The 25495-nt window shown below is 69.5% G+C and carries 30 protein-coding genes; 22 read left to right on the forward strand and 8 right to left on the reverse strand.

Annotated features, from left to right (window positions below; genetic code table 11):
• Window positions 1–13: 13 nt before the first annotated feature.
• From M6B22_RS19555 to M6B22_RS19575, 5 genes are all read left to right on the forward strand, one after another.
• Entirely contained in the window at window positions 14–1090 is a 1077-nt protein-coding gene (locus M6B22_RS19555) for a carbohydrate ABC transporter permease (RefSeq protein WP_269443244.1), read from the forward strand.
• Between the two features lie 70 nt (window positions 1091–1160).
• Entirely contained in the window at window positions 1161–2117 is a 957-nt protein-coding gene (locus M6B22_RS19560; RefSeq protein WP_269443245.1) for a carbohydrate ABC transporter permease, read from the forward strand.
• Window positions 2118–2148: 31 nt separating this feature from the next.
• Window positions 2149–2541, forward strand: a complete 393-nt coding sequence (locus tag M6B22_RS19565) for a hypothetical protein (RefSeq protein WP_269443246.1) — start codon at window positions 2149–2151, stop codon at window positions 2539–2541.
• A gap of 16 nt (window positions 2542–2557) precedes the next feature.
• Window positions 2558–3229 carry a metallophosphoesterase family protein gene (locus tag M6B22_RS19570; RefSeq protein ID WP_269443247.1) on the forward strand — a complete coding sequence of 224 codons (672 nt, stop codon included), beginning with the start codon at window positions 2558–2560 and terminating at the stop codon, window positions 3227–3229.
• A gap of 1 nt (window position 3230) precedes the next feature.
• Window positions 3231–4076 (forward strand): hypothetical protein, encoded by an 846-nt coding sequence (locus tag M6B22_RS19575; protein ID WP_269443248.1) that lies wholly within the window; start codon window positions 3231–3233, stop codon window positions 4074–4076.
• A 10-nt stretch (window positions 4077–4086) separates the two neighbouring features.
• Here M6B22_RS19575 and M6B22_RS19580 read toward each other — a convergent pair whose 3' ends face one another.
• Genes M6B22_RS19580 through M6B22_RS19595 form a run of 4 tightly spaced genes read right to left on the reverse strand, consistent with a single transcriptional unit; the run spans window position 4087 to window position 8372 of the window.
• Window positions 4087–5286 carry an ABC transporter ATP-binding protein gene (locus M6B22_RS19580; RefSeq protein ID WP_269443249.1) on the reverse strand — a complete coding sequence of 400 codons (1200 nt, stop codon included), beginning with the start codon at window positions 5284–5286 and terminating at the stop codon, window positions 4087–4089.
• A 9-nt stretch (window positions 5287–5295) separates the two neighbouring features.
• Complete coding sequence (locus M6B22_RS19585) at window positions 5296–6123, reverse strand: carbohydrate ABC transporter permease (protein ID WP_269443250.1); 828 nt, start codon at window positions 6121–6123, stop codon at window positions 5296–5298.
• A 6-nt stretch (window positions 6124–6129) separates the two neighbouring features.
• Window positions 6130–7074, reverse strand: coding sequence for a carbohydrate ABC transporter permease (locus M6B22_RS19590; RefSeq protein WP_269443251.1), 945 nt, complete (start codon window positions 7072–7074; stop codon window positions 6130–6132).
• On the reverse strand, window positions 7071–8372 hold the full coding sequence (locus M6B22_RS19595) for an ABC transporter substrate-binding protein (RefSeq protein WP_269443252.1): 1302 nt from the start codon (window positions 8370–8372) through the stop codon (window positions 7071–7073). Before M6B22_RS19595 ends, M6B22_RS19590 begins: the two co-directional genes overlap by 4 nt.
• A 270-nt stretch (window positions 8373–8642) precedes the next feature.
• Between M6B22_RS19595 and rpmE the strand changes: the two genes are divergently transcribed.
• The 16 genes from rpmE to M6B22_RS19675 all read left to right on the forward strand — a co-directional run bounded on the left by rpmE (window position 8643) and on the right by M6B22_RS19675 (window position 20781).
• The gene (rpmE, locus tag M6B22_RS19600) at window positions 8643–8861 is read left to right on the forward strand and encodes a 50S ribosomal protein L31 (RefSeq protein WP_269443253.1); all 219 of its coding nucleotides are present in this window, start codon (window positions 8643–8645) and stop codon (window positions 8859–8861) included.
• A gap of 91 nt (window positions 8862–8952) precedes the next feature.
• Entirely contained in the window at window positions 8953–10014 is a 1062-nt protein-coding gene (gene prfA / locus M6B22_RS19605) for a peptide chain release factor 1 (RefSeq protein WP_269443254.1), read from the forward strand.
• Window positions 10011–10844, forward strand: coding sequence for a peptide chain release factor N(5)-glutamine methyltransferase (prmC, locus tag M6B22_RS19610; protein WP_269443255.1), 834 nt, complete (start codon window positions 10011–10013; stop codon window positions 10842–10844). Before prfA ends, prmC begins: the two co-directional genes overlap by 4 nt.
• 68 nt (window positions 10845–10912) lie before the next feature.
• Entirely contained in the window at window positions 10913–11554 is a 642-nt protein-coding gene (locus M6B22_RS19615; RefSeq protein WP_269443256.1) for an L-threonylcarbamoyladenylate synthase, read from the forward strand.
• Window positions 11554–12693 carry a glycosyltransferase family 4 protein gene (locus M6B22_RS19620; RefSeq protein ID WP_269443257.1) on the forward strand — a complete coding sequence of 380 codons (1140 nt, stop codon included), beginning with the start codon at window positions 11554–11556 and terminating at the stop codon, window positions 12691–12693. Before M6B22_RS19615 ends, M6B22_RS19620 begins: the two co-directional genes overlap by 1 nt.
• The gene (locus M6B22_RS19625; RefSeq protein ID WP_269443258.1) at window positions 12690–13061 is read left to right on the forward strand and encodes a hypothetical protein; all 372 of its coding nucleotides are present in this window, start codon (window positions 12690–12692) and stop codon (window positions 13059–13061) included. The genes M6B22_RS19620 and M6B22_RS19625 overlap by 4 nt, the downstream gene beginning before the upstream one ends.
• A gap of 33 nt (window positions 13062–13094) precedes the next feature.
• Window positions 13095–13406, forward strand: coding sequence for an AtpZ/AtpI family protein (locus M6B22_RS19630; protein ID WP_269443259.1), 312 nt, complete (start codon window positions 13095–13097; stop codon window positions 13404–13406).
• Window positions 13403–14200 carry a F0F1 ATP synthase subunit A gene (gene atpB, locus M6B22_RS19635; RefSeq protein WP_269443260.1) on the forward strand — a complete coding sequence of 266 codons (798 nt, stop codon included), beginning with the start codon at window positions 13403–13405 and terminating at the stop codon, window positions 14198–14200. Before M6B22_RS19630 ends, atpB begins: the two co-directional genes overlap by 4 nt.
• A 66-nt stretch (window positions 14201–14266) precedes the next feature.
• Window positions 14267–14473 (forward strand): ATP synthase F0 subunit C, encoded by a 207-nt coding sequence (gene atpE, locus M6B22_RS19640; protein WP_269443261.1) that lies wholly within the window; start codon window positions 14267–14269, stop codon window positions 14471–14473.
• A 43-nt stretch (window positions 14474–14516) separates the two neighbouring features.
• On the forward strand, window positions 14517–15113 hold the full coding sequence (locus tag M6B22_RS19645) for a F0F1 ATP synthase subunit B (protein WP_269443262.1): 597 nt from the start codon (window positions 14517–14519) through the stop codon (window positions 15111–15113).
• Entirely contained in the window at window positions 15110–15934 is an 825-nt protein-coding gene (locus M6B22_RS19650; protein WP_269443263.1) for a F0F1 ATP synthase subunit delta, read from the forward strand. Before M6B22_RS19645 ends, M6B22_RS19650 begins: the two co-directional genes overlap by 4 nt.
• Before the next feature lie 40 nt (window positions 15935–15974).
• On the forward strand, window positions 15975–17543 hold the full coding sequence (atpA, locus tag M6B22_RS19655) for a F0F1 ATP synthase subunit alpha (RefSeq protein ID WP_269443264.1): 1569 nt from the start codon (window positions 15975–15977) through the stop codon (window positions 17541–17543).
• Window positions 17544–17553: 10 nt separating this feature from the next.
• Window positions 17554–18501 carry a F0F1 ATP synthase subunit gamma gene (locus tag M6B22_RS19660; protein ID WP_269443265.1) on the forward strand — a complete coding sequence of 316 codons (948 nt, stop codon included), beginning with the start codon at window positions 17554–17556 and terminating at the stop codon, window positions 18499–18501.
• Window positions 18498–19952 carry a F0F1 ATP synthase subunit beta gene (gene atpD / locus M6B22_RS19665; protein WP_269443266.1) on the forward strand — a complete coding sequence of 485 codons (1455 nt, stop codon included), beginning with the start codon at window positions 18498–18500 and terminating at the stop codon, window positions 19950–19952. The genes M6B22_RS19660 and atpD overlap by 4 nt, the downstream gene beginning before the upstream one ends.
• A gap of 4 nt (window positions 19953–19956) precedes the next feature.
• Entirely contained in the window at window positions 19957–20346 is a 390-nt protein-coding gene (locus M6B22_RS19670) for a F0F1 ATP synthase subunit epsilon (protein WP_269443267.1), read from the forward strand.
• 30 nt (window positions 20347–20376) lie between these two features.
• Entirely contained in the window at window positions 20377–20781 is a 405-nt protein-coding gene (locus M6B22_RS19675; RefSeq protein WP_269443268.1) for a DUF2550 domain-containing protein, read from the forward strand.
• Window positions 20782–20832: 51 nt separating this feature from the next.
• Here the strand turns inward: M6B22_RS19675 and M6B22_RS19680 are convergent, their stop codons facing one another.
• The 3 genes from M6B22_RS19680 to M6B22_RS19690 are packed head-to-tail and all read right to left on the reverse strand — an operon-like array spanning window position 20833 to window position 23353.
• Window positions 20833–22242 carry a GntT/GntP/DsdX family permease gene (locus M6B22_RS19680; protein WP_269443269.1) on the reverse strand — a complete coding sequence of 470 codons (1410 nt, stop codon included), beginning with the start codon at window positions 22240–22242 and terminating at the stop codon, window positions 20833–20835.
• 8 nt (window positions 22243–22250) lie between these two features.
• Window positions 22251–22739: a gluconokinase gene (locus tag M6B22_RS19685; RefSeq protein ID WP_407935744.1), complete on the reverse strand. Its 489-nt coding sequence runs from the start codon at window positions 22737–22739 to the stop codon at window positions 22251–22253.
• 41 nt (window positions 22740–22780) lie between these two features.
• A complete protein-coding gene (locus M6B22_RS19690) occupies window positions 22781–23353 on the reverse strand; it encodes a cob(I)yrinic acid a,c-diamide adenosyltransferase (protein WP_269443271.1) in 573 nt (190 codons plus the stop codon).
• Between the two features lie 49 nt (window positions 23354–23402).
• On the opposite strand from M6B22_RS19690, the gene murA reads away from it, so the two are divergent.
• Window positions 23403–24686 carry a UDP-N-acetylglucosamine 1-carboxyvinyltransferase gene (gene murA, locus M6B22_RS19695; RefSeq protein WP_269443272.1) on the forward strand — a complete coding sequence of 428 codons (1284 nt, stop codon included), beginning with the start codon at window positions 23403–23405 and terminating at the stop codon, window positions 24684–24686.
• 9 nt (window positions 24687–24695) lie between these two features.
• Here murA and M6B22_RS19700 read toward each other — a convergent pair whose 3' ends face one another.
• Entirely contained in the window at window positions 24696–25457 is a 762-nt protein-coding gene (locus tag M6B22_RS19700) for a CDP-alcohol phosphatidyltransferase family protein (protein ID WP_269443273.1), read from the reverse strand.
• Between the last annotated feature and the right edge of the window lie 38 nt (window positions 25458–25495).

Consider the following 25495-nt stretch of genomic DNA (forward strand, 5'->3'; position numbering starts at 1 on the left):
GGTGATCGGGTCCATGCACTGGCTCTACGATCTGGCGCATTCGAGTTCGGCGGCAGGCAAGATCGGCTTCGCCGTACTGATGGTGGTCGCGTTCTTCGCGGTCATCGGTGTGCTACTGGTGGTCATCGACCACGTACCGCGCAGGGGCCGGGAGAGGTACCAGGCGTTCTTGTTCCTGCTGCCGGCGATCATCCTGCTCGCCGCCGGCCTGGTCGGCCCCATGTTCAAGACGATCATCTCCTCGCTCACCTCGGCCGAGGTGACCCGCAAGGGATGCGTACCGATCCCGAGCCCGGCCCGATGCCTGATCGACAAGGGCGGCGAGTGGAACAACTTCGCCAACTTCCGCTGGCTCTTCAGCAACCACGATGCGCTGTTCGCGCTGTGGCACACCGTGCTGTGGACCCTGGTCACACCGGCTGTCGCCACGATCGTCGGCCTCGCCTACGCGTACGCGATCGACAAGATCCGGGGCGAGGCGTTCGCCAAGGCGCTCGTCTTCCTGCCGACCGCGATCTCGTTCGTCGGGGCGGCGGTGATCTGGGGCCTGATGTACCAGCAGCCGTCGCAGAGCGGCGCGTCCGGGCTGGTCAACGTCGTGCTCAACTGGGTCGGCCTCGGGCCGATCAACTTCCCGACCGTCGGTGGCTGGCGACTCACCATGTGGATGATCGTGGTGATGATCTGGATCCAGGCCGGCTTCGCCACGGTGGTGCTCTCGGCCGCGATCAAGGCCGTGCCCGGCGAACTGAGCGAGGCCGCCAAGATCGACGGGGCGACGAACGGCCAGGCGTTCCGGCGCGTGGTCATCCCGTCGATCCGGCCCACGATCATCGTGGTGATGGTGACCATCTCGGTCGCCACGCTGAAGGTCTTCGACCTGGTCAACACCTTCGGCGGTGACCGGTTCGGCGGCGACACGCTCGCCAACCTCATGTACAACACGTACAAGACCGCAGGCATCGGGCTCGCCGGTGGCAAACTCGGCGAGCACCACTCCTCGGCGCTCGCGACCCTGATCTTCCTGCTGGTGATCCCGTTCGTGGCCTTCCAGGTGCGGCAGATGGTCAAGCAGCGGGCGGCCCGATGAGTACCTACCCGACGAGTACCCCGATGACGCCCCCAGCGATCACCAGCCGGAACCACGCAGGAGGTGTGCGATGACCGTCGTCATCAACCCGACCGGCGAGGTGCCGGACGTCCCGCAGGTCCCCGACCAGCACGTGCCGACCACGGCGGCCGGTCGGGTGCGCAAGGGCATGTCGAACCCGGTCGCCTCGACGATCGCGATCGTGATCGGCGTGCTGTGGACGATCCCGACGCTCGGCCTGCTGGTGCAGTCCTTCCGGTCCAAGGCCGGCCAGGACCAGCGCGGCTGGTGGACCTTCAGCGACATGACGCTGGACAACTACAAGCGCGTGCTCAGTGGCAGCGGAAACGTGCTGCCGTACGTGATCAACTCGATCGTCATCGTGATCCCCGCGGCAATCATCCCGATCGTGGTCGCCGCGCTCGCGTCGTACGCGCTGGTGTGGATCGACTTCCGCGGCCGCGACTGGATCTACATCGCGATCTTCGCACTGCAGGTGGTCCCGCTGCAGGTGGCGGTCGTCCCGATGCTGCGGCTGGTCGTCAGCGGCGTGCACATCGGAAGCATCACGATCCTGCCGCCGCTCGGCCTGGCCGGAACCGTCGGCGCGGTGTGGCTCGCGCACTCGTGCTTCGCCTTGCCGCTCGCGGTGTTCCTGATGCACAACTTCATGTCCGAGATCCCGCGCGACCTGCTCGAGGCGGCACGGATCGACGGCGCCAGCCATGGCCAGATCTTCCGGCAGATCATGCTGCCGCTGATGCGTCCGGCCCTCGCTGCGTTCGGCATCTTCCAGTTCCTGTGGGTGTGGAACGACCTGTTCGTCGGCCTGGTGATGTCCGGCGGAACGACCGGCATCAGCCCGATCACCGTCAAGATCAACCTGCTGGTCGGCTCCACCACCGGTGCAGGCGGCGAGGTCATCCCCGCCGCGGCCTTCGTCTCGATCGTCATACCGGTGATCGTGTTCATGGCGCTGCAGAGGTACTTCGTCCGCGGGCTGCTCGCCGGCAGCGTCAAGGGTTGATGAGCGGCTCGGGGCGGACGACACTCGAGCTGTGGGGACGGCGCTGCTGCTGATCGTGGCCGTCCTGCTGCCCACCGTGGCCGGCTACGCGGTGTTGGCCGCCGTGCGCGGCCGGCGCGCGCTCGCCGCACGCCGAGCCACACCGGTGCCGCGCGCAGCGTTGACCCGGCTCGGCAGCGACCTGCGGCGGCTGCACGCCCAGTTCAACGCGGTGGAGCTCAGCCCCGGGCTGCCGGCGAAGGCCGTCCGCCGGAGCGCCGTTCGTGCGGCGTATCTCGATGTGCTGACCGCGGCGTGCCGCGCGGTCGACGTCCGGCCGCCGGAGCCCGGCGCCGATCACGCGGTACCCCGGGCCGAGATCTACCGGGTCGAGGACGCGCTGCGGCGCAAGGGCTTGGACGTCCGGGCGGCTCCGGCCCGCTGAGGCGGACAATCGGGGCATGGTGCGTGTGCTCGCGGTCGCCGACGAGGTGGACGAGGCGCTCACGGCAGGCGTCGATCCGGTGCGCGGGGCGGAGCTGATCCTCGCCTGCGGTGACCTGCCGTTCGACTACCTCGCCTACTTGATGAATGCGCTCGACGTCCCACTCGTCTTCGTCCCCGGCAACCACGACCCGGACGTCACCGGGTACCGATCCTCGCGCGCCGGGCTGCCGCTGCGGGCCGGGCTACCGGCAGAACCGCCGTGGCCACCGGGTGCGCTCAACGCCGACGTCCGGGTACTCGACGTGCTCGGTCTGCGGCTGGCGGGCCTCGGCGGGGCGCCGCGCTATCGCGATGGCCCGAACCAGTACAGCGAGCGGCAGTTCGCGCGGCGGGCGCGGCGCCTGGCGCGGCGGGCGCGGTGGCTCGGCCGCGACGGCCGCGGCGTGGACCTGCTGCTCACCCACGCGCCGCCGCGCGGCGTCGGCGACAGGGAGGATCCGCCGCACCGCGGCGTCGGCGCGCTTCACCCGCTGCTCGCGCGGCTGCAGCCGAGGCTGCTGCTGCACGGGCACGTGCACCCGTACGGCGCAGGTGCGCCCGAGCTGAAGGTCGGGAGCACGGCGGTGCGCAACGTGGTGGGCCGGCACCTTTTCGACATCTCACCGGCTTCGCGGTATACCCGGTGACGTGCGGCAAACGGGATTTCCGAGAGCTGACGTCGAGAACGACTTCCTGCGGGCACGGCGGCGGCAGGTGCTCTCGCGGCTCGCCCACCGGCTGCGCCGCGAGCCGGACGACGTCAACCTGATCCTGCCGTTCGACGACGTGGTGGCAGCGCTCGGCCGCCGCGGGGAGCGCTTCCTCGGCCTGCACACGCTATCCCTCGACTCGATCGTCGGCACGGTCGACAGCAGCCGGGACTTCGACCGCCGGTTCCGTCCGACCTCCAGCCGGGTGCGCGAGCGCTGGGAGCGGCTCGCGCTGGCGCAGCGCCGTGGCGAGAGCGTGCCACCGATCGACGTGTACCGGATCGGCGGGCTGCACTTCGTGCGCGACGGCCACCATCGCGTGTCGATAGCGATCGCCACCGGACAGCAGACGATCGAGGCGTACGTGACCGAGGTGCTGACCACCGTGCCCGCGCGTGGCATCCGCCACCGCGGCGACCTGCTCGTCCGCAGCTACGAACTGCTGTTCCGCGCCCGAGTACCGCTCACGGCCCAGGCCTACGCCAAGCTCACGGTGCGCGACCCGTGGGGCTACGCCGAGCTAGGGGAGGCCGTCGAGGCGTGGGGATTTCGGTGCATGCAGAACGCCGGCACGTTTCTGGATCGTGCCGAGGTCGCGCGGCGCTGGTACGCCGAGGAGTACACGCCGGTCGTGCGGATGGTGCGCGAGGCGCAGTTGATCGGCGACGGCACCGACGCCGAGGCCTACCTGCGCGTCTCGCGCGAGCGGTACCGGCTGATGCGCACCCACGAGTGGAGCGACGAGGTGATCCGCCGGCTGCGCGACGACGGCCACGGCCACTGACCGGCGCCGGTCAGGCGGGGGCCGGCTCGCGGTCCGCGGTGAGGTTCTCGCCGGTGCCCGGGTCGAAGACGTGTACCGCCCGCACGTCTGCCCACAGTTCGGCCTCCGCGCCCTCGCGCACGGTGGTGGCCGCGTCCAGCCGGGCGACGACCTGGCCGGCATCGCCCCCGGTGTCGGCCTGACCGGAGTCGCGTGCCAGTTCGGCGAGTTCGGCGCTGGTGACCTTCTCCTGGCCGTCGAAGGCGAAGTACGCGTACACCTCCGAGCCCATCGACTCCACGACGTCGATGGTTGCCCGGAAGGTGACGCCGTGTTCACGGTTCTCCGGCGGGACGAGCGCAGCGTCCTCGAACGCCTCCGGCCGGATACCGAGCAGCACCTCGCGGGTGTCGGCGCGCGTCTCCAGCGTCCGGCGCAGCCCGTCGTTGAGGGGGACGTCGCCCATCAACGTGCGCAGCTTGCCGTCTTCCAGCCTGCCGGCCATGAAGTTCATCGCGGGAGAGCCGATGAACCCGGCGACGAACAGGTTGGCCGGCTGCTCGTAGAGAACCTGGGGCGGCCCCACCTGCTGCAGGCGGCCGCCGCGCATCACCGCGACGCGGTCACCGAGAGTCATGGCCTCGGTCTGGTCGTGCGTCACGTAGACGGTGGTGGTGCCCAGCCGCTTCTGCAGCCGGGACACCTGCGTGCGCATCTGCACGCGCAACTTCGCGTCCAGATTGCTCAACGGCTCGTCCATCAGGAACGCCGCCGGGTCGCGCACGATCGCCCGGCCCATCGCCACCCGCTGCCGCTGGCCGCCGGACAGGTTCGCCGGCTTGCGATCCAGGTGCTGGGTGAGCTCCAGGACCCGCGCGGCCTCCTCCACCTTCTGGTTGATTTCCTGCTGCGGACGCTTGGCGAGCTTGAGGGCGAACGCCATGTTCTCGCGCACGGTCATGTGCGGGTAGAGCGCGTAGCTCTGGAACACCATCGCGATGTCCCGGTCCTTCGGCGCCACGTTGTTCACGAGCTTGCCACCGATGCGCAGCTCGCCGTCGCTGATGTCCTCCAGCCCGGCGATCATGTTCAGCGTCGTGGACTTGCCGCACCCGGACGGCCCGACCAGGATCACGAACTCACCGTCGGCAATTTCCAGGCTGATGCGGTCGACCGCGAGCGCCCCGTCCGGGTACCGCTTGGTCACCTCGTCCAGCTTGATGTCGGCCACGTCGAACCCCTATCCCTTGACGGCGCCGGAGGTCAGCCCGGCAACGATGCGGCGTTGGAAGAACAACACGAACACGATGATCGGGATCGTGATGATCACGGCGGCGGCCGAGATCGACCCGGTCGGTGCGGTGAACTGCGAGCTGCCGGTGAAGAATCCGATCGCGGCGGGCACCGTGCGCGCCCGCGTCGTCGACGTCAGCGAGATCGCGAACAGGAAGTCGTTCCAGCAGAAGATGAACACCAAGATCGCGGTGGTGAACATGCCCGGTGCGGCGAGCGGGGCGATGACCTTCGTGAACGCCTGCCACGGCGTGGCGCCATCCATCTTCGCCGCCTTCTCCAGCTCCCACGGGATCTCGCGGAAGAATGCCGAGAGCGTGTAGATGCCCAGCGGCAGCCCGAACGCGATGTACGGGATGATCAGACCGGGCCAGGTGTCGAACAGGTGCAGGCTGCGCTCGATGTTGAACAGTGGTGTCACCAGTGAGATCGCCGGGAACATCGCGATGAGCAGCGACATCCCGATCAGCACGCCCTTGCCCGGGAAGGACAGCCGGGCGACGGCGTAGGCCGCCATCGAGGCGAGGACGACCGCGATGAACGTGGCGATCAGCGCGATCCCGATCGAGTTGATCAGCGCGTGGGTGAACTCCGAGGTCTTGAAGATCCCGCGGTAGTTCTCGAGCGTCCACCGCTTCGGCCAGAACGACGCGTCGGTGATGGTGGCCGGGTCCTTGAACGACAGCGACACGATCCAGAGCACCGGCACGATCGCCAGCACGACGGCGACGGTGTTCGCGGTGCCCCAGCCGATCTTCTGTTTCGCGGTTGCCATCTGCCCTCACTTGTCCGATCCGGGAGCGGCGGCGCCGAAGCCCTTGATGAACAGGAAGGCGATGATCGCGACGCAGATGAAGATCAGGATCGAGATCGCCGACCCGATGCCCAGGTTCAGCGCGGTGAACAGGTTGTCGTAGCCGAGCATCGACACCGAATAGGTGCCGTTGGCGCCGGCGGTGAGGATGAAGATGTTGTCGAAGATCCGGAACGCGTCGAGTGTGCGGAACAGCAGCGCGACGAGGATCGCCGGCTTCATCAGCGGCAGCGTCACGCGCACGAAGCGCTGCCAGGTACTGGCGCCGTCCATCTTCGCCGCCTTCTGCAGGTCCTCCGGGACGAGCGCGAGACCGGCCATCAGCAGCAGCGCCATGAACGGGGTCGTCTTCCACACCTCGGCGAGGATGATGATCCCGATCGCCTGGACGTTGTGGGTCAGCGGCGCGCTGTTGCCGAACATCGCCGACAGGTAGCCGGTGCTCGGCGTCCACGCGTACTGCCAGCTGAATGCGGCGACGACGGTGACGATGCCGTACGGGATGAGGACCGCCGTGCGCACCGTCCCGCGCCCGAACAGCGTCCGGTGCATCAGCACCGCGAGCAGCATCCCGAGCACCAGTTCGACCACCACCGAGATCACCGTGATGATCAGGGTGACCCACAGCGCGTGCCACCAGTAGGGCGAGGTCAGCACCGCCGTGTAGTTGTCGATTCCGATGAACTTCGCCTTCTGCGGGAAGCGCAGGTCATAGCGCTCCAGCGACAGGTAGACCGCGTAGGCGATGGGATACGCGGTGACGGCGATCATCACGAGCACCGCGGGCGCGCACAACAGCCAGCCCAGCCGGCGCTCGGCGCGAGCCCCCTCGGACAGTTGCCTGCGTCGCCGCTTGGGCTCCGCGCCGCGTGCGGGCACTGCGGGCGCCGACGTCTCGGCGTGGACGCTCACGGGATCAGGCCCTTGGAGGCGAGGGCGTCCTTGATCTGGCTCGCGATCGTGCTCTCGGTCTTGTCGGGATTGATCTTGCTCGGCGGCGAGATCGAGTGCGAGATCACGATCGAGATGTTCTGGTAGGCCGGCGTCTTGGGACGCACGCTGGCGTTCTGCAGCGCCTGCAGGATGTCCTCGTGGAACGGGTAGCTCTGGGCGAGGTCGGGATCGCTGTACAGCGATTCGAGGGTGGGCGGCAGCCCGCCCTTGACGGCGGCCACCTTCTGGTTGTCCGCGTCCCGCAGGCACAGCGCGGCCTCGAACGCGAGGTCGGGGTGCTTGGAGTACTTGCTGATCGCCATGTCGATGCCGCCGATCGTCACGTGGCTCGGCTCGCCCGCCGAGACGGCCGGGTACTGGGCCCACTTGAAGTTCTTGAACAGGGCCGGCTTGTTGGTCTTCATCGAGGGATAGACGAACGGATAGTTGAGCTCGAACGCCGCGGTGCCGGCTTCCATCGCGAGCCGGTTCTGATCCTCCATCTGCACCGACAGCGAGGGGTCGGCCGCCGGCGAGGACGCCAGCCGCTTCATGATCTGCAGCGCCTTGCGCGCCGGCTTGCCGAGCGCCGGCGCGGTGGCCTGCTCGTTGAGGATGCTGCCGCCCGCACTGGCCACCAGCGTGTTGAACCAGACGACGACGCCCTCGTACTGCGCGCCCTGGATCTCGATGCGGTGTGGCTTGCCCTCCTTGGCGAGTCGGATGGCGTCGTCGATCATCTCGTCCCAGGTGGCGGGCGGCTTGTCGACCAGGTCGGAGCGGTACCAGAGCAACTGGGTGTTGCTGTTGTACGGCACCGCGTAGAGGCGGCCCTTCCAGGTCGCCGTCTCCAGCGGCGCTTTCAGCGTCCCCTCGGTGGCCTTGGCGCGGTTCGCGCCGGTCCACGGCAGGATCCAGCCGGCCTCGGCGAACTCGGGCGCCCAGGTGACGTCCAGACCGAGAATGTCCATGCTGCTGTCCCGGGCGGCGAGGCGGCGGACCAGTTGCTGCCGCTGCCCGTCGGCGGCGGTGGGCAGTTTGTTGTACTCGATCGTGTACTTGCCGCCGCTCTGCGCCGTGCATCGCTCGACCGCCTGGGCGATGGCGCCGGAGTTGTCCGGGAAGTTGTAGAAGTGCAGTGTCGGGGGGCCACCGTTGCCCCCGCCGCACGCGGACAGCCCGGCCGCAGCAAGCAGGCCCGCCCCGAGGTAACCGGCCAGCCGGCTCACACGAGGTCGGGGTCGCCGGGCGAGCGGTGCGGGGATACTCGAACGCATGGGCCGAACTCCCTTCGCCGGACGAAGGCGCGGCCATTCGCTTCTCTGCAAAAGGCGTCGTCGCCCCGTGTGCGAGTGCAATTCGGACGCTACGCATGCCGGGCGAAAGCCGCAATGACCTTCTGTTCGGAACAAACGGTTCCGGGCCGGCGTTGAGCACCTGTTTGGTCACTGTCGACCCGTCCTGGCACACTGGGGCGGACAACCACCCGGCTCCGGTTCACGCCCGCACGTCCCAGGCGACCCGGCGGCCACCTGAAAGGGATCCAGATGAAGAACGACATCCACCCCGAGTACGTGCTCACCCAGGTCACCTGTTCCTGCGGCAACACGTTCACCACGCGCAGCACCGCCAAGGGCGGGTCACTGCACGCTGACGTCTGCTCGGCCTGCCACCCCTTCTACACCGGCAAGCAGAAGATCATGGACGTCGGCGGCCGCGTCGACAAGTTCGAGAAGCGCTTCGGCAAGCGCGTCCGGAACTCCTAGCAACCCCGACGGCGCTCGGGTGCCCCCGCACGGGGTGCACCCGGGCGCCGTCGTCATTTCACGATCCGTCGTCGTTTCACGATGTGGGCAGATGAAGCAACTACCTGAACTGATGGCCGAGTACTCCGAGGTCGAGCGCGAACTGTCCGACCCGGCGGTGCACGGGGACCAGGCCCGGGCACGCACGCTGGGCCGGCGGTTCGCACAGCTCGCGCCCGTCGTTGCCGCCGCGCACGACCTGGACACCACCCGCGACGACCTTGCGGCCGCCCGCGAGCTGGCCGCGGAGGACGCGTCTTTCGCCGCTGAGGCCGAGACGCTCACCGCGCGGATCGCCGAGCTGGAGGGCCGGCTGCGCGAGCTGCTGCTGCCCAAGGACCCGAACGACGACAAGGACGTGATCCTGGAGATCAAGGCCGGCGAGGGGGGCGACGAGTCCGCGCTGTTCGCCGGTGATCTGCTGCGCATGTACCTGCGCTACGCCGAGCGCCAGGGCTGGGCGACCGAGGTGCTCGACCAGGAGTCCACCGACCTGGGCGGCACCAAGTCGGCGACGGTGGCGGTGCGCGCCCGTAAGGCCGACGACGCCGTCTGGGCCCGGCTGAAGTACGAAGGTGGCGTGCACCGCGTCCAACGCGTCCCGGCCACCGAGTCGCAGGGCCGCATCCACACCTCGGCCGCCGGGGTGCTCGTGCTGCCCGAGGCCGAGGACGTCGAGGTCGAGATCGACCCGAACGACCTGCGTATCGATGTCTACCGCTCGTCCGGACCCGGTGGCCAGAGCGTGAACACCACCGACTCGGCGGTGCGGATCACGCACGTGCCCACCGGGACGGTCGTGTCGATGCAGAACGAGAAGAGCCAGTTGCAGAACCGCGAGGCGGGCATGCGCGTGCTGCGTGCGCGGTTGCTCGCCGCTGCCCAGGAAGAGGCGGCGGCCGCGGCCTCGGACGCCCGCCGCTCGCAGGTGCGCACCGTCGACCGCTCCGAGCGGGTGCGCACGTACAACTTCCCGGAGAACCGGATCAGCGACCATCGCGTCGGGTTCAAGGCGTACAACCTGGACCAGGTGCTCGACGGCGCGCTCGACGACGTGATCGACGCGCTGGCCAAGGCCGACACCGACGCCCTGCTGGCCGGCACCGAGGGGTGAGCGTCCGGGCGCTGCTCGCGGACGCCGTCGCCCGGCTTGGCGCCGCCGGGGTCGCCAGCCCCCGCGTCGACGCCGAACTGCTCCTGGCGCACTGTGCGGGCGTGCGGCGCTCGCGCCTGATCACGCTGGACGACGTGCCGGCCGAGGCCGTCAGCAGGTTCGCGGCGCTGCTCGAGCGGCGCGCGCGCCGCGAACCGCTGCAGCACCTGACCGGCACGGCGCCCTTCCGCAACCTGGAACTGGCGGTCGGCCCCGGGGTGTTCGTGCCGCGGCCGGAGACCGAACTGCTCGTGGACGCGGTGCTGCCGCTGCTCGCCGGCGTGCCCGCGCCGCTCGTCGTCGATCTCTGCAGCGGGTCCGGCGCGCTCGCCCTCGCGGTCGCTGACGAGGTGTCAGCCGGCCGCGTCATCGCCGTCGAGCGCTCCGGCACCGCGCTGGGGTGGTTGCGGCAGAACGCGGCCGGCTCGCGTGTCGAGGTGGTGGCCGCGGACGTCACGTCATCCGGCCTGTTGCCGGCCGAGCGCGGGTGTGTCGACGCGGTACTGAGCAACCCGCCGTACGTGCCCGCAGCCACCCCGGTCGACCCGGAGGTGCGGGCCGACCCGGACGAGGCGGTCTTCGCCGGCGCCGACGGGCTCAGCGTGATTCCCGCCGTGCTGGACCGGGCGGCCGAACTGCTGCGTCCCGGGGGAGTGCTCGCGCTCGAGCACGACGACACGCACGCCCAGGCGGTGCCCGCGCTGCTGTGCGCCGGCACAGGTTGGGACCAGGTGTGCGAACACGCCGATCTGTCCGGCCGGGCACGGTTCGTCACCGCCCGCCGCGTCTGAGCGCACCTGCGTGGCCACACATCCTGCCGTGTGCGGCAGGATGACGGCGTGGATACCCGGACGCGCCGATGAGCCTGTTCTACGACTGCAGCGACCTCACCGTCCGCGCCGGCGCGCTGTCCTCGGCCGCGCACTGCGTCTCGTCCGGCCAGCTCGTCGTGCTGCCGACCGACACCGTGTACGGCATCGGCGCCAACGCATTCGATCCGGTCGCAGTCGCGGACCTGCTCGCCGCCAAGGGGCGCGGCAGGGATATGCCGGTACCGGTGCTGGTCGGTTCCTGGTCGACGATCGACGGCCTGGTGAACGTCGTCACCGACCAGGCTCGCGCGCTCATCGAGGCGTTCTGGCCGGGCGGGCTCACCCTGGTCGTGACCCACGCGCCCAGCCTGGACTGGGATCTGGGTGACGCGCGCGGGACGGTCGCGGTGCGGATGCCGCTGCACCCGGTCGCGATCGAGTTGCTGGAGGCGACCGGGCCGATGGCGGTCTCGAGCGCGAACCGGTCCGGTCAGCCGGCGGCGACGACGGCCGAGGAGGCGCGCGCGCAACTCGGCGACGACGTCGCCCTGTACCTGGACGGCGGCCCGGCGGAGGCCGGCATCGCCTCCACCATCGTGGACGTGACTGCCGAGGTACCACGGGTCCTGCGCGCCGGCGCGGTCAGCATCGAGAGCCTACGCAAGGTCGTCCCGGACCTCGTGGGCTGATGCATCCGTCGCTGGAGTACATCCTGGTCGGGGCGATCGCCGCGGCCGGGAGCTTCCTGCTGACTCCACTGGCACGCTGGGTCGCGATCAGCTGGGGTGCGGTGGCGCGGCCGCGTGACCGGGACGTGCACGCGGTCGCGATCCCGCGGCTGGGTGGCGTCGCGCTGTTCTGCGGGTTCGCGCTCGCGCTGTTCGTGGCCGCCCGGCTGCCGACACTGCGCGGCTCGTTCGAGAACGGGCCGGAGATGCCCTGGGTCGTCATCGCGGGCGCGATCATCTGTGGAATCGGGATCCTGGACGACCGGTACGAACTCGACTCGCTCACCAAGCTCGCCGGACAGGTGCTCGCGGCCGCGATCATGGTCACCCGTGGCGGCGTCCAGCTCGCCGAGTTCTACATTCCGGGCAGCACGGTCAGCCTCGGCCAGGACCTGGCCGTCCCGCTCACCGTCGCGCTCACCGTGCTCACCATCAACGCGATCAACTTCATCGACGGCCTGGACGGGCTTGCCGCGGGCGTCACGGCGATCGGGGCCGGCGCATTCTTCGTGTACTCCTACCACCTCGCGCAGGGGAACATCCTCGACGTCGCGGCCGCTCCACTGCTGCTCACGGCCGCCCTGGTCGGCACCTGCGTGGGGTTCTTGCCGCACAACTTCTTCCCGGCCCGGATCTTCATGGGCGACTCCGGTTCGATGCTCATCGGGCTCATGCTCTCCGCGGCCGCGGCCACCGCGACGACCAGCGCCGACCCGCAGACGTTCGCCGGAGCGGCCGGGTCGATCCCGCTCGCCCTGCCACTGCTGATCCCGCTGGCCGTGCTCGTCATCCCGTTCGTCGACCTGCTGCTGGCGGTGATCCGCCGCGTCCGGCACGGCCAGTCACCGTTCGCGCCGGACAAGCGCCACCTGCACCACCGGCTGCTCGAACTGGGGCACAGCCATCGGCGCGCGGTACTGCTGCTCTACTTCTGGGCGGCGCTGCTGGCCTTCGGCGGCGTCGGCTTCGCGGTGTTCCGCGGACCCTGGGTGCTGCTGTCGATGTTGTGCGCTGGGGTGCTGCTCGCCCTGTTCGTGTCGATGGTGCCCCGGCTGCACCTGGGACGCGGGCATCCACCCGTCGTGCGGCAGGCGCCGTGACCCGGTGGGCCGGGCACCCGGCGCGCTGGCTCGTGCTGCTCGGGCTGCCGATCGCGGTGCTCGGTGGCGCCGGCTTCGCCGTGGGCCGCGACGCCAAGGCCGGCTGGAGCTTCCTCGCCGGGTTCCTCATCGCGCTCGCCGTGGTGTCCACCGGCGTGCTGATGGTCGATGTCGCCGGCCGCATCGCGCCGTCGATGGCGATGATCGCGGCCGTCTCCAACTACGTGCTCACGACCCTGGCTTTCCTGCTGCTGCTGACGGTCATCAGCCCTGCCGTGGCGGACGTCCCGGCGTTCGCGACCGGCCTCGCGGCGGCGGTCGCTCCCTACGTCGCATGGCAACTCGGCCGGGCCCGCCCGGGTCAATGACCTGACCGTCTTACTGATAAAGTTCACAGCGCGATGAGCGAGAAACCGCCACCTGCGAAGCGAGCCAAGGGCGGCGGGGATCCGTGGTCCGCCTTCGGTTATCTTGTAGCCGGAGTAGGGGTTTACGGCCTGCTCGGCTGGGGATTGGGAACGTGGCTGCACGCCAGTTACCTGACACCCATCGGCATCCTGGTCGGCGCTGGACTGGGGCTGATCCTGGTGTACTACCAGTTCGGCCGTATGCCAGACCCCGACCGTGATACCAGCACCACCCACGAAGGCAGTTCGACACCGGAAGAGCCGCCACCCGGCCAGCCGACGGAGCATCGAGGAGAGACCGAGTGACGCACGCCAGCGTGCTTGCCGCCAACCCGGGGTTCCATGCGCCGGGTCCGGTCGACTTCAAGCTGCCCGACATCCTCGGCGGCGACCAGATCCTGCTGACGAAGTCCTCGCTGCTTCTCGTGCTCGCCGCCGTGATCGTCTTCGGCGTATTCTTCGCCACCTCGCGCAAGGCAGCGGTCGTGCCGGGCAAGCTGCAGTACGCGGGCGAGTCCGCCTACTCGTGGGTGCGCGACAGCATCGGGCGCGACATCATCGGTGAGAAGGACTTCATCCGGTACGTCCCGCTGCTGGTGAGCATCTTCTTCTTCGTCCTGGTCAACAACCTCTACGAGCTCACCCCGTTCCTGCAGTTTCCGTCCTTCTCGCGGGCCTCTTTCGCCTACGGACTGACGGCCATCGTCTGGATCCTCTACAACGGCGTCGGCATGGTGCGCCACGGCCCGCTGCGCTACCTGAAGAACCAGACAGTCCCCAGCGGGGTGCCCAAAGCGGTCCTTCCGCTGCTCATCCCGCTGGAGTTCTTCTCCAACATCCTGGTCCGTCCGGTGACGCTGTCGCTGCGTCTGTTCGCGAACATGTTCGCCGGCCACCTGTTGCTGCTGCTGTTCTCCAGCGGCGCCGATTACCTACTGCTCCACGCGACCGGCCTGCTCGTCAAGCCGGCCGGCGTCGTCTCGTTCCTGATGGGCATCGCCGTCGGGTTCCTCGAGTTCATCATCGGCATTCTGCAGGCGTACGTCTTCGCGTTGCTGACCGCCACCTACATCGCAAGCTCGCTCGCCGAAGAACACTGATCCGTCACGTCACAAGCGCCCGGCGAACCTCGCCCGGACGTACACACCACCGAAAGGAAGCCTCACATGGCTGGCTCGCTCAACATGATCGGTTACGGCCTGGCGGCTGTAGGCCCCGGTATCGGCATCGGCCTGATCTTCGCGGCCTTCATCAACGGCACGGCCCGCCAGCCGGAGATGCAGAGCCGCCTGCAGCCGATCGCGATCCTCGGCTTCGCCCTCGCCGAGGCGCTCGCCATCATCGGTATCGCCCTGGCTTTCGTGCTCAAGTAGTCGACGCCCGTAGTACCCGACTGACCGAGACCGAGGTCGAAAGATGACACCGATCCACCTGGCTGGGCTTGTTGCCGAGTCGTGCACGGGCGACAACTGCGTCAAGGAGCCGAACCCGCTGGTTCCCGCCGTCGCGGAGATCATCCTCATCGCGGTGATCTTCCTGGCGCTGTGGTACCTGATCGCCAAGTTCGTCGCGCCACGCTTCGAGCAGACGTTCGCGGCGCGCCGCGACTCGATCGAGGGCGGCATCGCCCGCGCGGAGGCCGCTCAGGCCGAAGCGCAGGCCGCCCTGGCGCAGTACCAGCAGCAGCTGGCCGAGGCACGTGGCGAGGCGGCGCAGATCCGCGAGAACGCGCGCGCCGAGGCGCAGCGGATCGTCGAGGACCTGCGCGCCCAGGCGCAGGAGGAGTCCGCACGCATCGTGGCCAGGGGCGAGGAGCAACTGGCCGCCCAGCGCGGCGCGATCGTGCGCGAGCTGCGCGGTGAGATCGGCTCACTCGCCCTCGAGCTGTCGGAGAAGATCGTCGACCAGCGGCTGTCCGAGGACGCCCAGGTACGCGCGACGGTGGACGCGTTCCTGGCCGACCTCGAGCAGCGCGACGGGGCAGGGTCCGCCAGCGGGGGTCCGGACGCATGATGCGGTCCGCGAGCCGCGAGGCACTGGCGCACCTGCGCCGGCGCCGGGACGAGGCCGTCGGTGCGCGTGCCTCGGTCAAGACGCTGACCGGCCTGGCCGAGGAGCTCTACGCGGTCGCCGCCCTGCTCGTCGCGCAACCCCGGCTGCGACGCATCCTCGGTGACCCGGCCACCGCGCCGGAGGCCCGAGCTGAGTTCGTCGGTGGGCTGCTCGCGGGCAAGGTCGGCAAGACCGCGGTGACCATCACCCAAGCGGCTGTCAGTGAGCGCTGGTCCTCGCCCTGGGACCTGACCGATTCGCTCGAGGCCGCCGGCGACGACACGCTGTTCGCCGCGGCCGAGCACGACGGGATGCTGGACCGGGTCGAGGACGAGTTGTTCCGGTTCGAGCGGGTTCTGGACGCCGAGGGTGAGCTGTCCACGTTGCTGGACGAGAAGGCGGCCGACGGCGAACATCGCGTCGAGCTGCTGGACCGCGTCGTCAGCGGCAAGGTGCACCCGATCACGCTGGCGCTGCTGCAGCACGCCGTACGCAGCGATCGCAAGCGCAGCGTGGCGCTCGCGATCGACGACCTGCTCGAGGCGGCGTCCGCGCGCCAGGCGCGGTCGGTGGCTCGCGTCGTATCCGCGGTCGCGCTCAGCGAGGAGCAGCAGCAGCGGCTCACCGCAGCCTTGAGCGAGTTGTACGGCCGCGCGATCAACCTGCGCACCGCCATCGATCCGGGCGTGCTCGGTGGGCTGGTGATCCGCGTCGGCGACGAGGTCATCGACGGCAGCGTCGCCGCCCGGCTGGCACAGGCGCGCACCGCCCTCGCGGGCTGAGAACTTCACAACAACATCCGACGGAAGCAAGGACAGGTTGATGGCAGAGCTGACGATCTCCGCAGATGAGATCCGTAGCGCGATCGAGGGCTACGTCTCGTCGTACTCGCCCGAGGCGTCGCGCGAAGAAGTGGGCGTGGTCGCCGAGACGGGTGACGGCATCGCCCGCGTCGAGGGTCTGCCGAGCGCGATGACCAATGAGCTGCTGCAGTTCGAGGGCGGGACGCTCGGCATCGCACTCAACCTCGACATCCGCGACATCGGTGTCGTCATCCTCGGTGATGCCTCGGCGATCGAGGAGGGCCAGCAGGTCAAGCGCACCGGCGAGATCCTCTCCGTGCCGGTGGGCGACGCCTACCTCGGCCGCGTCGTGAACCCGCTCGGCGAGCCGATCGACGGCCACGGCGAGATCGCAGCCGAGGGCCGCCGCGCCCTGGAACTGCAGGCGCCGACGGTCGTGCAGCGCAAGGAGGTGCGCGAGCCGCTGCTGACCGGCATCAAGGCCATCGACGCGATGACGGCGATCGGTCGCGGGCAGCGTCAGCTGATCATCGGCGACCGGCAGACCGGCAAGACGACAGTGTGCCTGGACGCGATCATCAACCAGCGCGACAACTGGAAGACCGGTGACCCGGTCAAGCAGGTGCGTTGCATCTACGTCGCGATCGGGCAGAAGGGTTCGACGATCGCGGCCGCGCGGGACACCTTGGAGGAGGCCGGCGCGATGGAGTACACCACCATCGTCGCGGCGCCGGCGTCCGACTCGGCCGGCTTCAAGTACCTCGCCCCGTACACCGGCTCGGCCATCGGGCAGCACTGGATGTACGCCGGCAAGCACGTCCTGATCGTGTTCGACGACCTGTCCAAGCAGGCCGAGGCCTACCGTGCCGTATCGCTGCTGCTGCGCCGCCCACCGGGCCGCGAGGCCTACCCGGGCGACGTCTTCTACCTGCACAGCCGGCTGCTCGAGCGCTGCGCGAAGCTCTCCGACGAGCTGGGCGGCGGCTCGATGACCGGCCTGCCCGTCATCGAGACCAAGGGCAACGACGTGTCGGCGTACATCCCGACCAACGTCATCTCGATCACCGACGGCCAGTGCTTCCTGGAGACCGACCTGTTCAACGCGGGTGTGCGTCCCGCGATCAACGTCGGCATCTCGGTCTCGCGTGTCGGCGGCGCGGCGCAGCCCAAGGCAATGCGCGCCGTGTCCGGCCGGCTGCGCGTCGACCTGGCCCAGTACCGCGAGCTGGAGGCGTTCGCCGCGTTCGGCTCCGACCTGGACAAGGCCAGCCAGCAGCAGTTGGCTCGCGGCGCCCGGATGGTCGAACTGCTCAAGCAGCCGGCGTCCTCGCCGTTCCCGGTCGGGCACGAGATCGTCTCCATCTGGGCCGGCACGACCGGCAAGATGGACGACGTCGAGGTGGACGACATCCATCGCTTCGAGGCCGAACTGCTCGAGTTCGTGGCGCACCACAAGCCGGAGCTGTTCGAGACCCTGGCCAACGCCAAGGCGCTCGAGGACGACATGGTGTCCGCACTCGAGCAGGTGGTCGAGGAGTTCAAGGGCCAGTTCGAGGCATCTGCGCCGGCCCCGGCGTCGGCAGAGTAGGTAGTCGCTCGTGGGAGCCCAGCTTCGCGTCTACCGGAGCCGAATCCGTTCGGTCCAGTCGACCAAGAAGATCACCAAGGCGATGGAACTCATCGCCGCCTCGCGCCTGACCAAGGCACGTGCGCGGATGACCGCTGCTCGCCCCTACGCCGCCGAGCTCACCCGTGCGCTCGCGGCGCTCGGCAAGAACGCGTCCCTGCAGCACCCGATGCTGACCGGCGTGGAGAATCCGCGCCGGGCGGGCATCTTGCTGGTCACCAGCGATCGAGGGCTGGCCGGCGGCTACAACGCGAACGCGATCAAGCGGGCGAACGAACTGGCGCACCGGCTCGAAGGCGAGGGCAAGCAGGTCGTCCGGTACGTGATCGGCCGCAAGGGCGTGGCGTACTACCGCTTCCGGAACATCCCGGTCTCCGGGTCGTGGACCGGCTTCTCCGAGCAGCCGAACTTCGCGGACGCACGCGCGGCCACCGAGGCCGTGGTCGCGGCGCTGACCGCGACGTCGAGCAGCGAGTCGCACGGCGAGGCCGGCATCGACGAGCTGTACGTGGTGTTCACCCAGTTCAAGAACTCGGTGAGCCAGCTGCCCGTGATCGCGCTCGTCTCGCCGGTGAAGGGCGCGGGCGACGACGAGGTGGAGACCGAGAGCATCGAGGCCGACGTCGAGCACGGCCCGCAGCCCTCGTACGAGTTCGAGCCAGAACCTGCACAACTGATCGCGGCGCTGCTGCCGCGCTACATCAGCGCGCGCATCTACTCGGCGCTGCTGGAATCGGCGACCTCGGAGTCCGCCGCCCGGCGGCGTGCGATGAAGTCGGCGAGTGACAACGCGACCGAGCTCATCAGCACCTACACCCGGCTGGCCAACCAGGCGCGCCAGGCGGAGATCACCCAGGAAATCAGCGAGATCGTCGGCGGCGCCGATGCGCTCGCCGCGGCAGGAAGTGACGGACGATGACCACACTGTTCGAGAGCGAGACCAGCACGGGTACTGGCCGCAGCGCCACCGGGCGGGTCGTCCGGGTCATCGGCCCGGTCGTCGACGTCGAGTTCGGGCGCAACAGCATCCCGGAGCTGTACAACGCGATCACCACCGAGATCAGCCTCGGCGAGCTGTCCAAGACGCTCACCCTCGAGGTGGCTCAGCACATCGGCGACGACATGGTCCGTGCCATCGCCATGCAGCCCACCGACGGCCTGGTGCGCGGCGCCGAGGTCGTCGACACCGGTGCACCGATCAGCGTCCCGGTCGGCGATGTCACCAAGGGGCACGTCTTCAACGTGCTCGGCGAGTCCCTCGACGTGCCGATCAGCTCGCTGGAGGTCACCGAGCGCTGGCCGATCCACCGTGACCCGCCGGCGTTCGACGCGCTGGAGTCCAAGACCGAGATGTTCGCTACCGGTATCAAGGTCATCGACCTGCTGACGCCGTACGTGACCGGCGGCAAGATCGGCCTGTTCGGCGGGGCCGGGGTCGGCAAGACCGTGCTGATCCAGGAGATGATCTACCGCGTGGCCGAGAACTTCGGTGGCGTGTCGGTGTTCGCCGGTGTCGGCGAGCGCACCCGCGAGGGCAACGACCTCATCACCGAGATGACCGAGTCCGGCGTGCTGGAGAAGACGGCGCTCGTGTTCGGCCAGATGGACGAGCCGCCGGGCACGCGGCTGCGCGTCGCGCTGTCGGCGCTGACGATGGCCGAGTACTTCCGCGACGTGCAGAAGCAGGACGTGCTGCTGTTCATCGACAACATCTTCCGGTTCACCCAGGCCGGTTCGGAGGTGTCCACGCTGCTCGGCCGGATGCCTTCGGCGGTCGGTTACCAGCCGACCCTGGCCGACGAGATGGGTCAGCTGCAGGAGCGGATCACCTCGACGCGCGGCCACTCGATCACCTCCATGCAGGCGATCTACGTGCCCGCCGACGACATCACCGACCCGGCCCCGCACACCACGTTCGCCCACCTGGACGCGACCACCGTGCTCTCCCGGCCGATCTCGGAGAAGGGCATCTACCCGGCGGTCGACCCGCTGGACTCCACCTCGCGGATCCTGGACGCGCAGTACATCGGGCAGCAGCACTACGACGTCGCGCAGCGCACCAAGCAGATCCTGCAACGGTACAAGGAGCTGATGGACATCATCGCGATCCTCGGCATCGACGAGCTGTCCGAGGAGGACAAGGTCATCGTGGGCCGTGCGCGTCGGATCGAGCGGTTCCTGTCGCAGAACACCTTCGTGGCCGAGCAGTTCACCGGTATCCCGGGCTCGTTCGTCCCGCTCGAGGAGACGGTCGACGCGTTCAAGCGACTCACCGAGGGCGAGTTCGACAGCTACCCGGAGCAGGCGTTCTTCATGTGTGGTGGCCTCGAGGATCTCGAGCGCAAGGCCGCCGAGCTCAGGAACGCCTAGTTCGATGGCAGCCACCATGCACGTCGAGCTGGTCTCGGTCGAACGCCGGATCTGGTCCGGCGAGGCGACCGCGGTGTACGCGCGCACCCCGGAGGGCGAGCTGGGCGTGCTGCCCGGACACACCCCGTTGCTGGGCGCGCTCGAACCCGGTTGGGTCGTGCGCATCGATCGCCAGGACGAGCCGGAGCTGCGGGTCGCGGTCCACGGCGGCTTCCTGTCGGTACGCAATGACGGGGTGTCCGTGCTCGCCGAGATGGCCGAGCAAGCCTCGGACATCGACACGGCGAGGGCCCGCGAGGCACTGCAGCGGTCCGAAGCCGACACCGGGCCCGAGGGCGTGACGGCGCGAAACCGTGCCCTGGCCCGGCTGCGGGCCGCGGGCGAAGCGGTCTGAGCCGGCCGCAGGCGAGCTAGGGACGCGGCCATGCACACTGTCGACATCGTCGCGTTGTGCGTGGCCGCCGCCCTGATCGTGGGCTGTCTGCTGGTCCTGGCGCGGCAGCGCTACATGTTGCGCGTCGCCGGGGCGATCCCGCTCGCGGTGCACAACGGCAAGCGCTGGCTGTACGGCGTGGCCCGGTACGTCGGCGGCGAGCTGCGCTGGTACCGCTCGCTGGGGCTGGCGACCCGGCCGTCCCGGGTGTTCCGGCGCGGCGAGTTGCGCATCGTCGGCCATCGCCGCCCCTCCGGCGCGGAGCTGAGCGCGCTGCCGGCGGCGGCGGTGATCGTCGACTGCCAGGTTGCGGGTGCGCAGGCGTTGCTCGCGCTGGGCGAGGGCGCCTTCACCGGGTTCATCTCCTGGATCGAGGCGTCCTCCCCGGCGGCCTGACCCGATCGTGCAACCCGCTGCGCCCGGGCGGCGCCCGGTCGCACGATCGGGTCAGGTGAGCGCCCAGAGGATCGAGGTGAACCCGAACGCGATCAGCGAGATCAGCGTCTCCATCGCCGACCAGGTCTTGAACGTCTGGCCGACGGACAGCTTGAACATCTGGTTGACCAGCCAGAACCCGGCGTCGTTGACATGGCTCAGGAACAGCGAACCGGCGCCGACGGCGAGTGCCACCAGGGCGAGGTGGCTCGATGGCAGCCCGCCCACGAGCGGCGCCACGATGCCGGCCGCTGTGGTGGTGGCCACCGTCGCGGAGCCGGTTGCCAGCCGGATCGCCACCGCGATCAGGTAGGCGATCAGCAGCACCGACAGGCCGGAGCCGTTCGCCGCCTTGGCCACCGAGTCGCCCACCCCGGCGCCGATCAGGGTCTGCTTGAACCCGCCGCCGGCGCCGACGATCAGGATGATCCCGGCGATCGGGCCGAGGCTGTCGCCGACGCGCGCATTGATCGCCTTGCTGTCGAAGCCGACCGCGTAGCCGAAGGTGAACATCGCGAGCAGCACGGCGAGGAACATCGCGACGAGCGGTTCGCCGATGAAGTCCAGCACGTGCGCGGTCAGCGGCGGATGGTCCTGGCCGTGCCAGATGATGTCGCCCGCGGCCTTGAGCAGCATAAGTACGACGGGGAACAAGATGGTGGCGAGCGTGACCGCGAACGACGGCGGCCGCGTGACGTCATCGGAGGCCGCCCGCTCGCTGGTGGTGTCCACCCCGCCACCGCTGGCCGGTGGCCCCACGGGGACCCAGCGCGCCGCGAACAGCGAGAACAGCGGCCCGCAGATCGCGACCGTCGGGATGGCGACCAGGATGCCGAATGCGAGCGTGACGCCCAGCTGCGCGTGCAGGAAGTCGATCGCGATCAGCGGCCCCGGGTGCGGTGGGATCAGGCCGTGCAGCACCGACAGGCCGGCCAACGCCGGGATCGCGATACGCATCAACGGCAGCTCGGACTTCTTGGCCACCAGCACGATGACCGGCAGCAACAGCACCAGCCCGATCTCGAAGAACATCGGCAGGCCGATGATCATCGCGACGAGCGCCATCGCCCACGGCACCATCCGCTTACCCGAACGGCTCACCAGGGTGTCGACGATCCGATCGGCGCCGCCGGATTCGGCAAGCAGCTTGCCGAGCATCGCGCCGAGCGCGATGAGCAGGCCGACCTCCTTGAGGGTGTCGCCTACGCCCTTCTCGAAGTTGGTGATCACGTCGCCCACCCCGACGCCGGACGCGATACCGACGAGTGCCGAGCCCAGCACCAGGGCGAGGAACGGGTGCATCTTCGCGGCGGTGATCAGGATGACGATCAGCGCGATTCCGGCCACAGCCGCGCCCATCAGCCTGGTGTCGTGTGCCACCCACGGTTCGCTCTTGGCCGCGAGCTCGAGGGCCACCGGCATGAGGCCTCCTAACGGGGCCTGGCGCGCAGCCCCAAGGTCGAGATGATGCCGTCGGCCAGCGTCGCCGGCGGTGCGCCGATATCGACCGTAACGGACTTCTCGTCCGATTCGGGCACCTGCAGGTCCGCGAACTGCGTGTCGAGCAGCGTCGGCGGCATGAAGTGGCCCTGCCGCGCAGCCAGCCTGCGGCCGATCAGTTCGGGCGTCCCGCGCAGGTAGACGAACACCACCGCGTCGCGGCGCAGCACGTCACGGTAGCTGCGCTTGAGCGCCGAGCAGGTCACCAGGGCGGGGGAGCCGGCCACTATGTTGCCGTCGATCCACTCGGCGATCTTGGCCAGCCAGGGCCAGCGGTCCTCGTCGGTCAACGGATGACCGGCGTGCATCTTGGCGACGTTCGCGGCCGGGTGCAGGTCGTCGCCCTCCTCGAACGGCCAGTTGAGCCGGCCGGCCAGCAGCGCGGCGACGGTCGACTTGCCGCACCCGGACACGCCCATCAGCAGCAGGACGGGGGAGGCACCGACGCCCGCCGGTGCACTCACCTCTGCCCGCCCGGGATCCACTTCACGTCACCGTCGGGGTTCGCCACGCGGGACAGGATGAACAGCAGGTCCGAGAGCCGGTTCAGGTAGAGCAGCGCCTCGCGGTTGGTGTGCTCCGGATCGGCCTCGTAGAGCGCCCAGGCGCTGCGTTCGGCACGGCGGGCCAGGGTGCGCGCCTGGTGCAGCAGGGCCGCGCCCGGCGTGCCGCCCGGCAGGATGAAGCTGTTCAGTTTGGCCAGGTCGGCATTGAACTCGTCGCACCAGCCCTCCAGCCGGGCGACGTAGGCCGGTTCCACGCGCAGTGGCGGGTACTTCGGGTCCGGCACGACCGGCGTGCACAGGTCGGCGCCGACGTCGAACAGGTCGTTCTGGATGGTGCCCAGCACCGTCGCGACCGCGTCGGGCAGCTGGCCGAGCGCCAGCGCAACCCCGATCGCGGCGTTCGTCTCGTCGCAGTCGGCATACGCACCGACACGCGGATCGGTCTTGCGCACGCGGGACATGTCGCCGAGCGCGGTGGTGCCGTTGTCGCCGGTCTTGGTGTAGATGCGGGTCAGGTGCACGGCCATGCTGCGCACCCTATCCGGAGCAACACCGTGCGCGGGCTAGCCTGGTTCGGTGCAGGTACTGAGAGTGGCCGGGGGTGCGCGCCTGGCGGGATCGGTCGAGGTCGTGGGCGCCAAGAACAGCGTCCTCAAGCTGATGGCTGCCGCGCTGCTGGCTCCCGGAAGTACCACGCTCGGCAACCTGCCGGCGATCTCGGACGTCGCGATCATGCACCAGTTGCTCGGGCGGCTCGGCTGCGAGGTGAACACGAGCGGCACCGGAGCCACGGACGAGGTGTGCATCACCGTCCCGGACCACCCGCAGTGGGAAGCGCCGTACGATCTGGTCCGCAAGATCCGCGGCTCGATCTGCGTGCTCGGCCCGCTGCTCGCGCGCACCGGGAAGGCGAAGGTGGCCCTTCCCGGCGGCGACGCGATCGGATCACGTCCGCTGGACATGCACTTCGCCGGGATCGAGCGGATGGGCGCCGAAGTGCGGGTCGAGCACGGCTACGTGGTCGCCGAGGCGCCCGACCTGCGCGGGGCGTCCATCTGGCTCGACTTCCCCAGCGTGGGCGCCACCGAGAACATCCTCACCGCGGCAGTGCTCGCCAAGGGCACCACGGTGATCGACAACGCCGCGCGTGAGCCGGAGATCGTCGACCTGTGCCAGATGCTGGTGTCGATGGGCGCGCAGATCGGCGGCATCGGCTCGTCCACGCTGGAGATCACCGGGGTCGACGGCCTGAAGCCGACGACGCACCGGGCGGTCGCGGACCGGATCGTGGCGGGGACGTGGGCCATGGCTGCGGTGGCGACCCGCGGTGACATCACGGTGCGCGGCGCGCATCCTGAGCATCTTGAGATCGCGCTGGACAAGCTGGCGCGGGCCGGCGCCGAGGTCGAGGCGCTGCCCGGCGTCGGGTTCCGCGTGGCGATCGCCGAACGTCCGCGCAGCTTCGACGTCGTCACGCTTCCCTACCCAGGACTGGCGACCGACCTGCAGCCGCAGGCCATCGCGCTGTTGTCGGTTGCCGACGGCACCGCGATGATCACCGAGAACCTGTTCGAGGCGCGGTTCATGTTCTGCGACGAGATCGCCCGGATGGGGGCGGACGTGCGCACGGACGGGCACCACGCGGTGGTGCGCGGCCGCGAGCAGCTCTCCGGAGCGCCGGTGCGGGCGACCGACATCCGCGCCGGCGTAGGGCTGGTCATCGCCGGCCTGGTCGCCGAGGGCGTCACCGAGGTGGCCGAGGTGCACCACATCGACCGTGGCTACGTCCGCTTCGAGGAGCAGCTACGCGCGCTCGGTGCCGACGTGCAGCGTGTCGAATCCGACACCTTCGGCGGCTAGCGCCGACGATCAGCCAGCTTCCGGCACGGCCCGCTTGGCGCGGTAGTCGTGCAGGGCGCGGATGCCCGACAGCGCGACGAAGTACGCGCTGCCGAGGTGCAGCAGGATGCGCACGTAATGCGGGTGCCCGGGGTAGGCGAAGGTGCCCGCGACGATGCCACCGATCCAGACCGTGGCGCCCACCGCGGTGAACGGCCGCAGGTAACGCGCCCGGGCGATGTGCGGGAACGGCATGTTCGTCAGCGAGAGCACCGACAGCACGAGGGTGAGGACGGCGCCGACGGAGGTGCGGGCGTCCATCAGGAACAGCAGCGGCGCGACGATGTTCCAGGCCGCGGGGAAGCCGCGGAACCAGAAGTCGTCGGTCATCATGTCCTTGCGGGCGAACCAGATCGCCGAGGTGAAGACCATCACGCAGAGCACGGCCACGCCGAAGTTGTTCTGCGGGACGACCTTGAACTCCCACATGAACGCGGCCGGCACCACCACGCAGGCCACGTAGTCGATGATCAGGTCGAGCATGAACCCGTCGATGCGCGGCACCCGCCGCTCGACCTCCAGCGCGCGGGCGATCGGGCCGTCGACGCCGTCGATCAGCAGCGTGACGAGCAGCCAGATGATGGCCCGCTCGGGGCGGCCGGTGAGCACGTCGCGCAGCGCGAGCATGCAGGCGACGATCCCCAGCGTCGTGAACACATGCACGGCCCACGCCTGGCGTACCTGCGTGCGGCTGCACTCGGCCGCCTCGCGCGAGGCCGGATTGGTATTCACACGCGCACTTTATGTCCGCGCGGCACGGCGGGGAAATC

This window comes from Jatrophihabitans cynanchi (assembly GCF_027247405.1).
GTDB lineage: Bacteria > Actinomycetota > Actinomycetes > Mycobacteriales > Jatrophihabitantaceae > Jatrophihabitans_B > Jatrophihabitans_B cynanchi.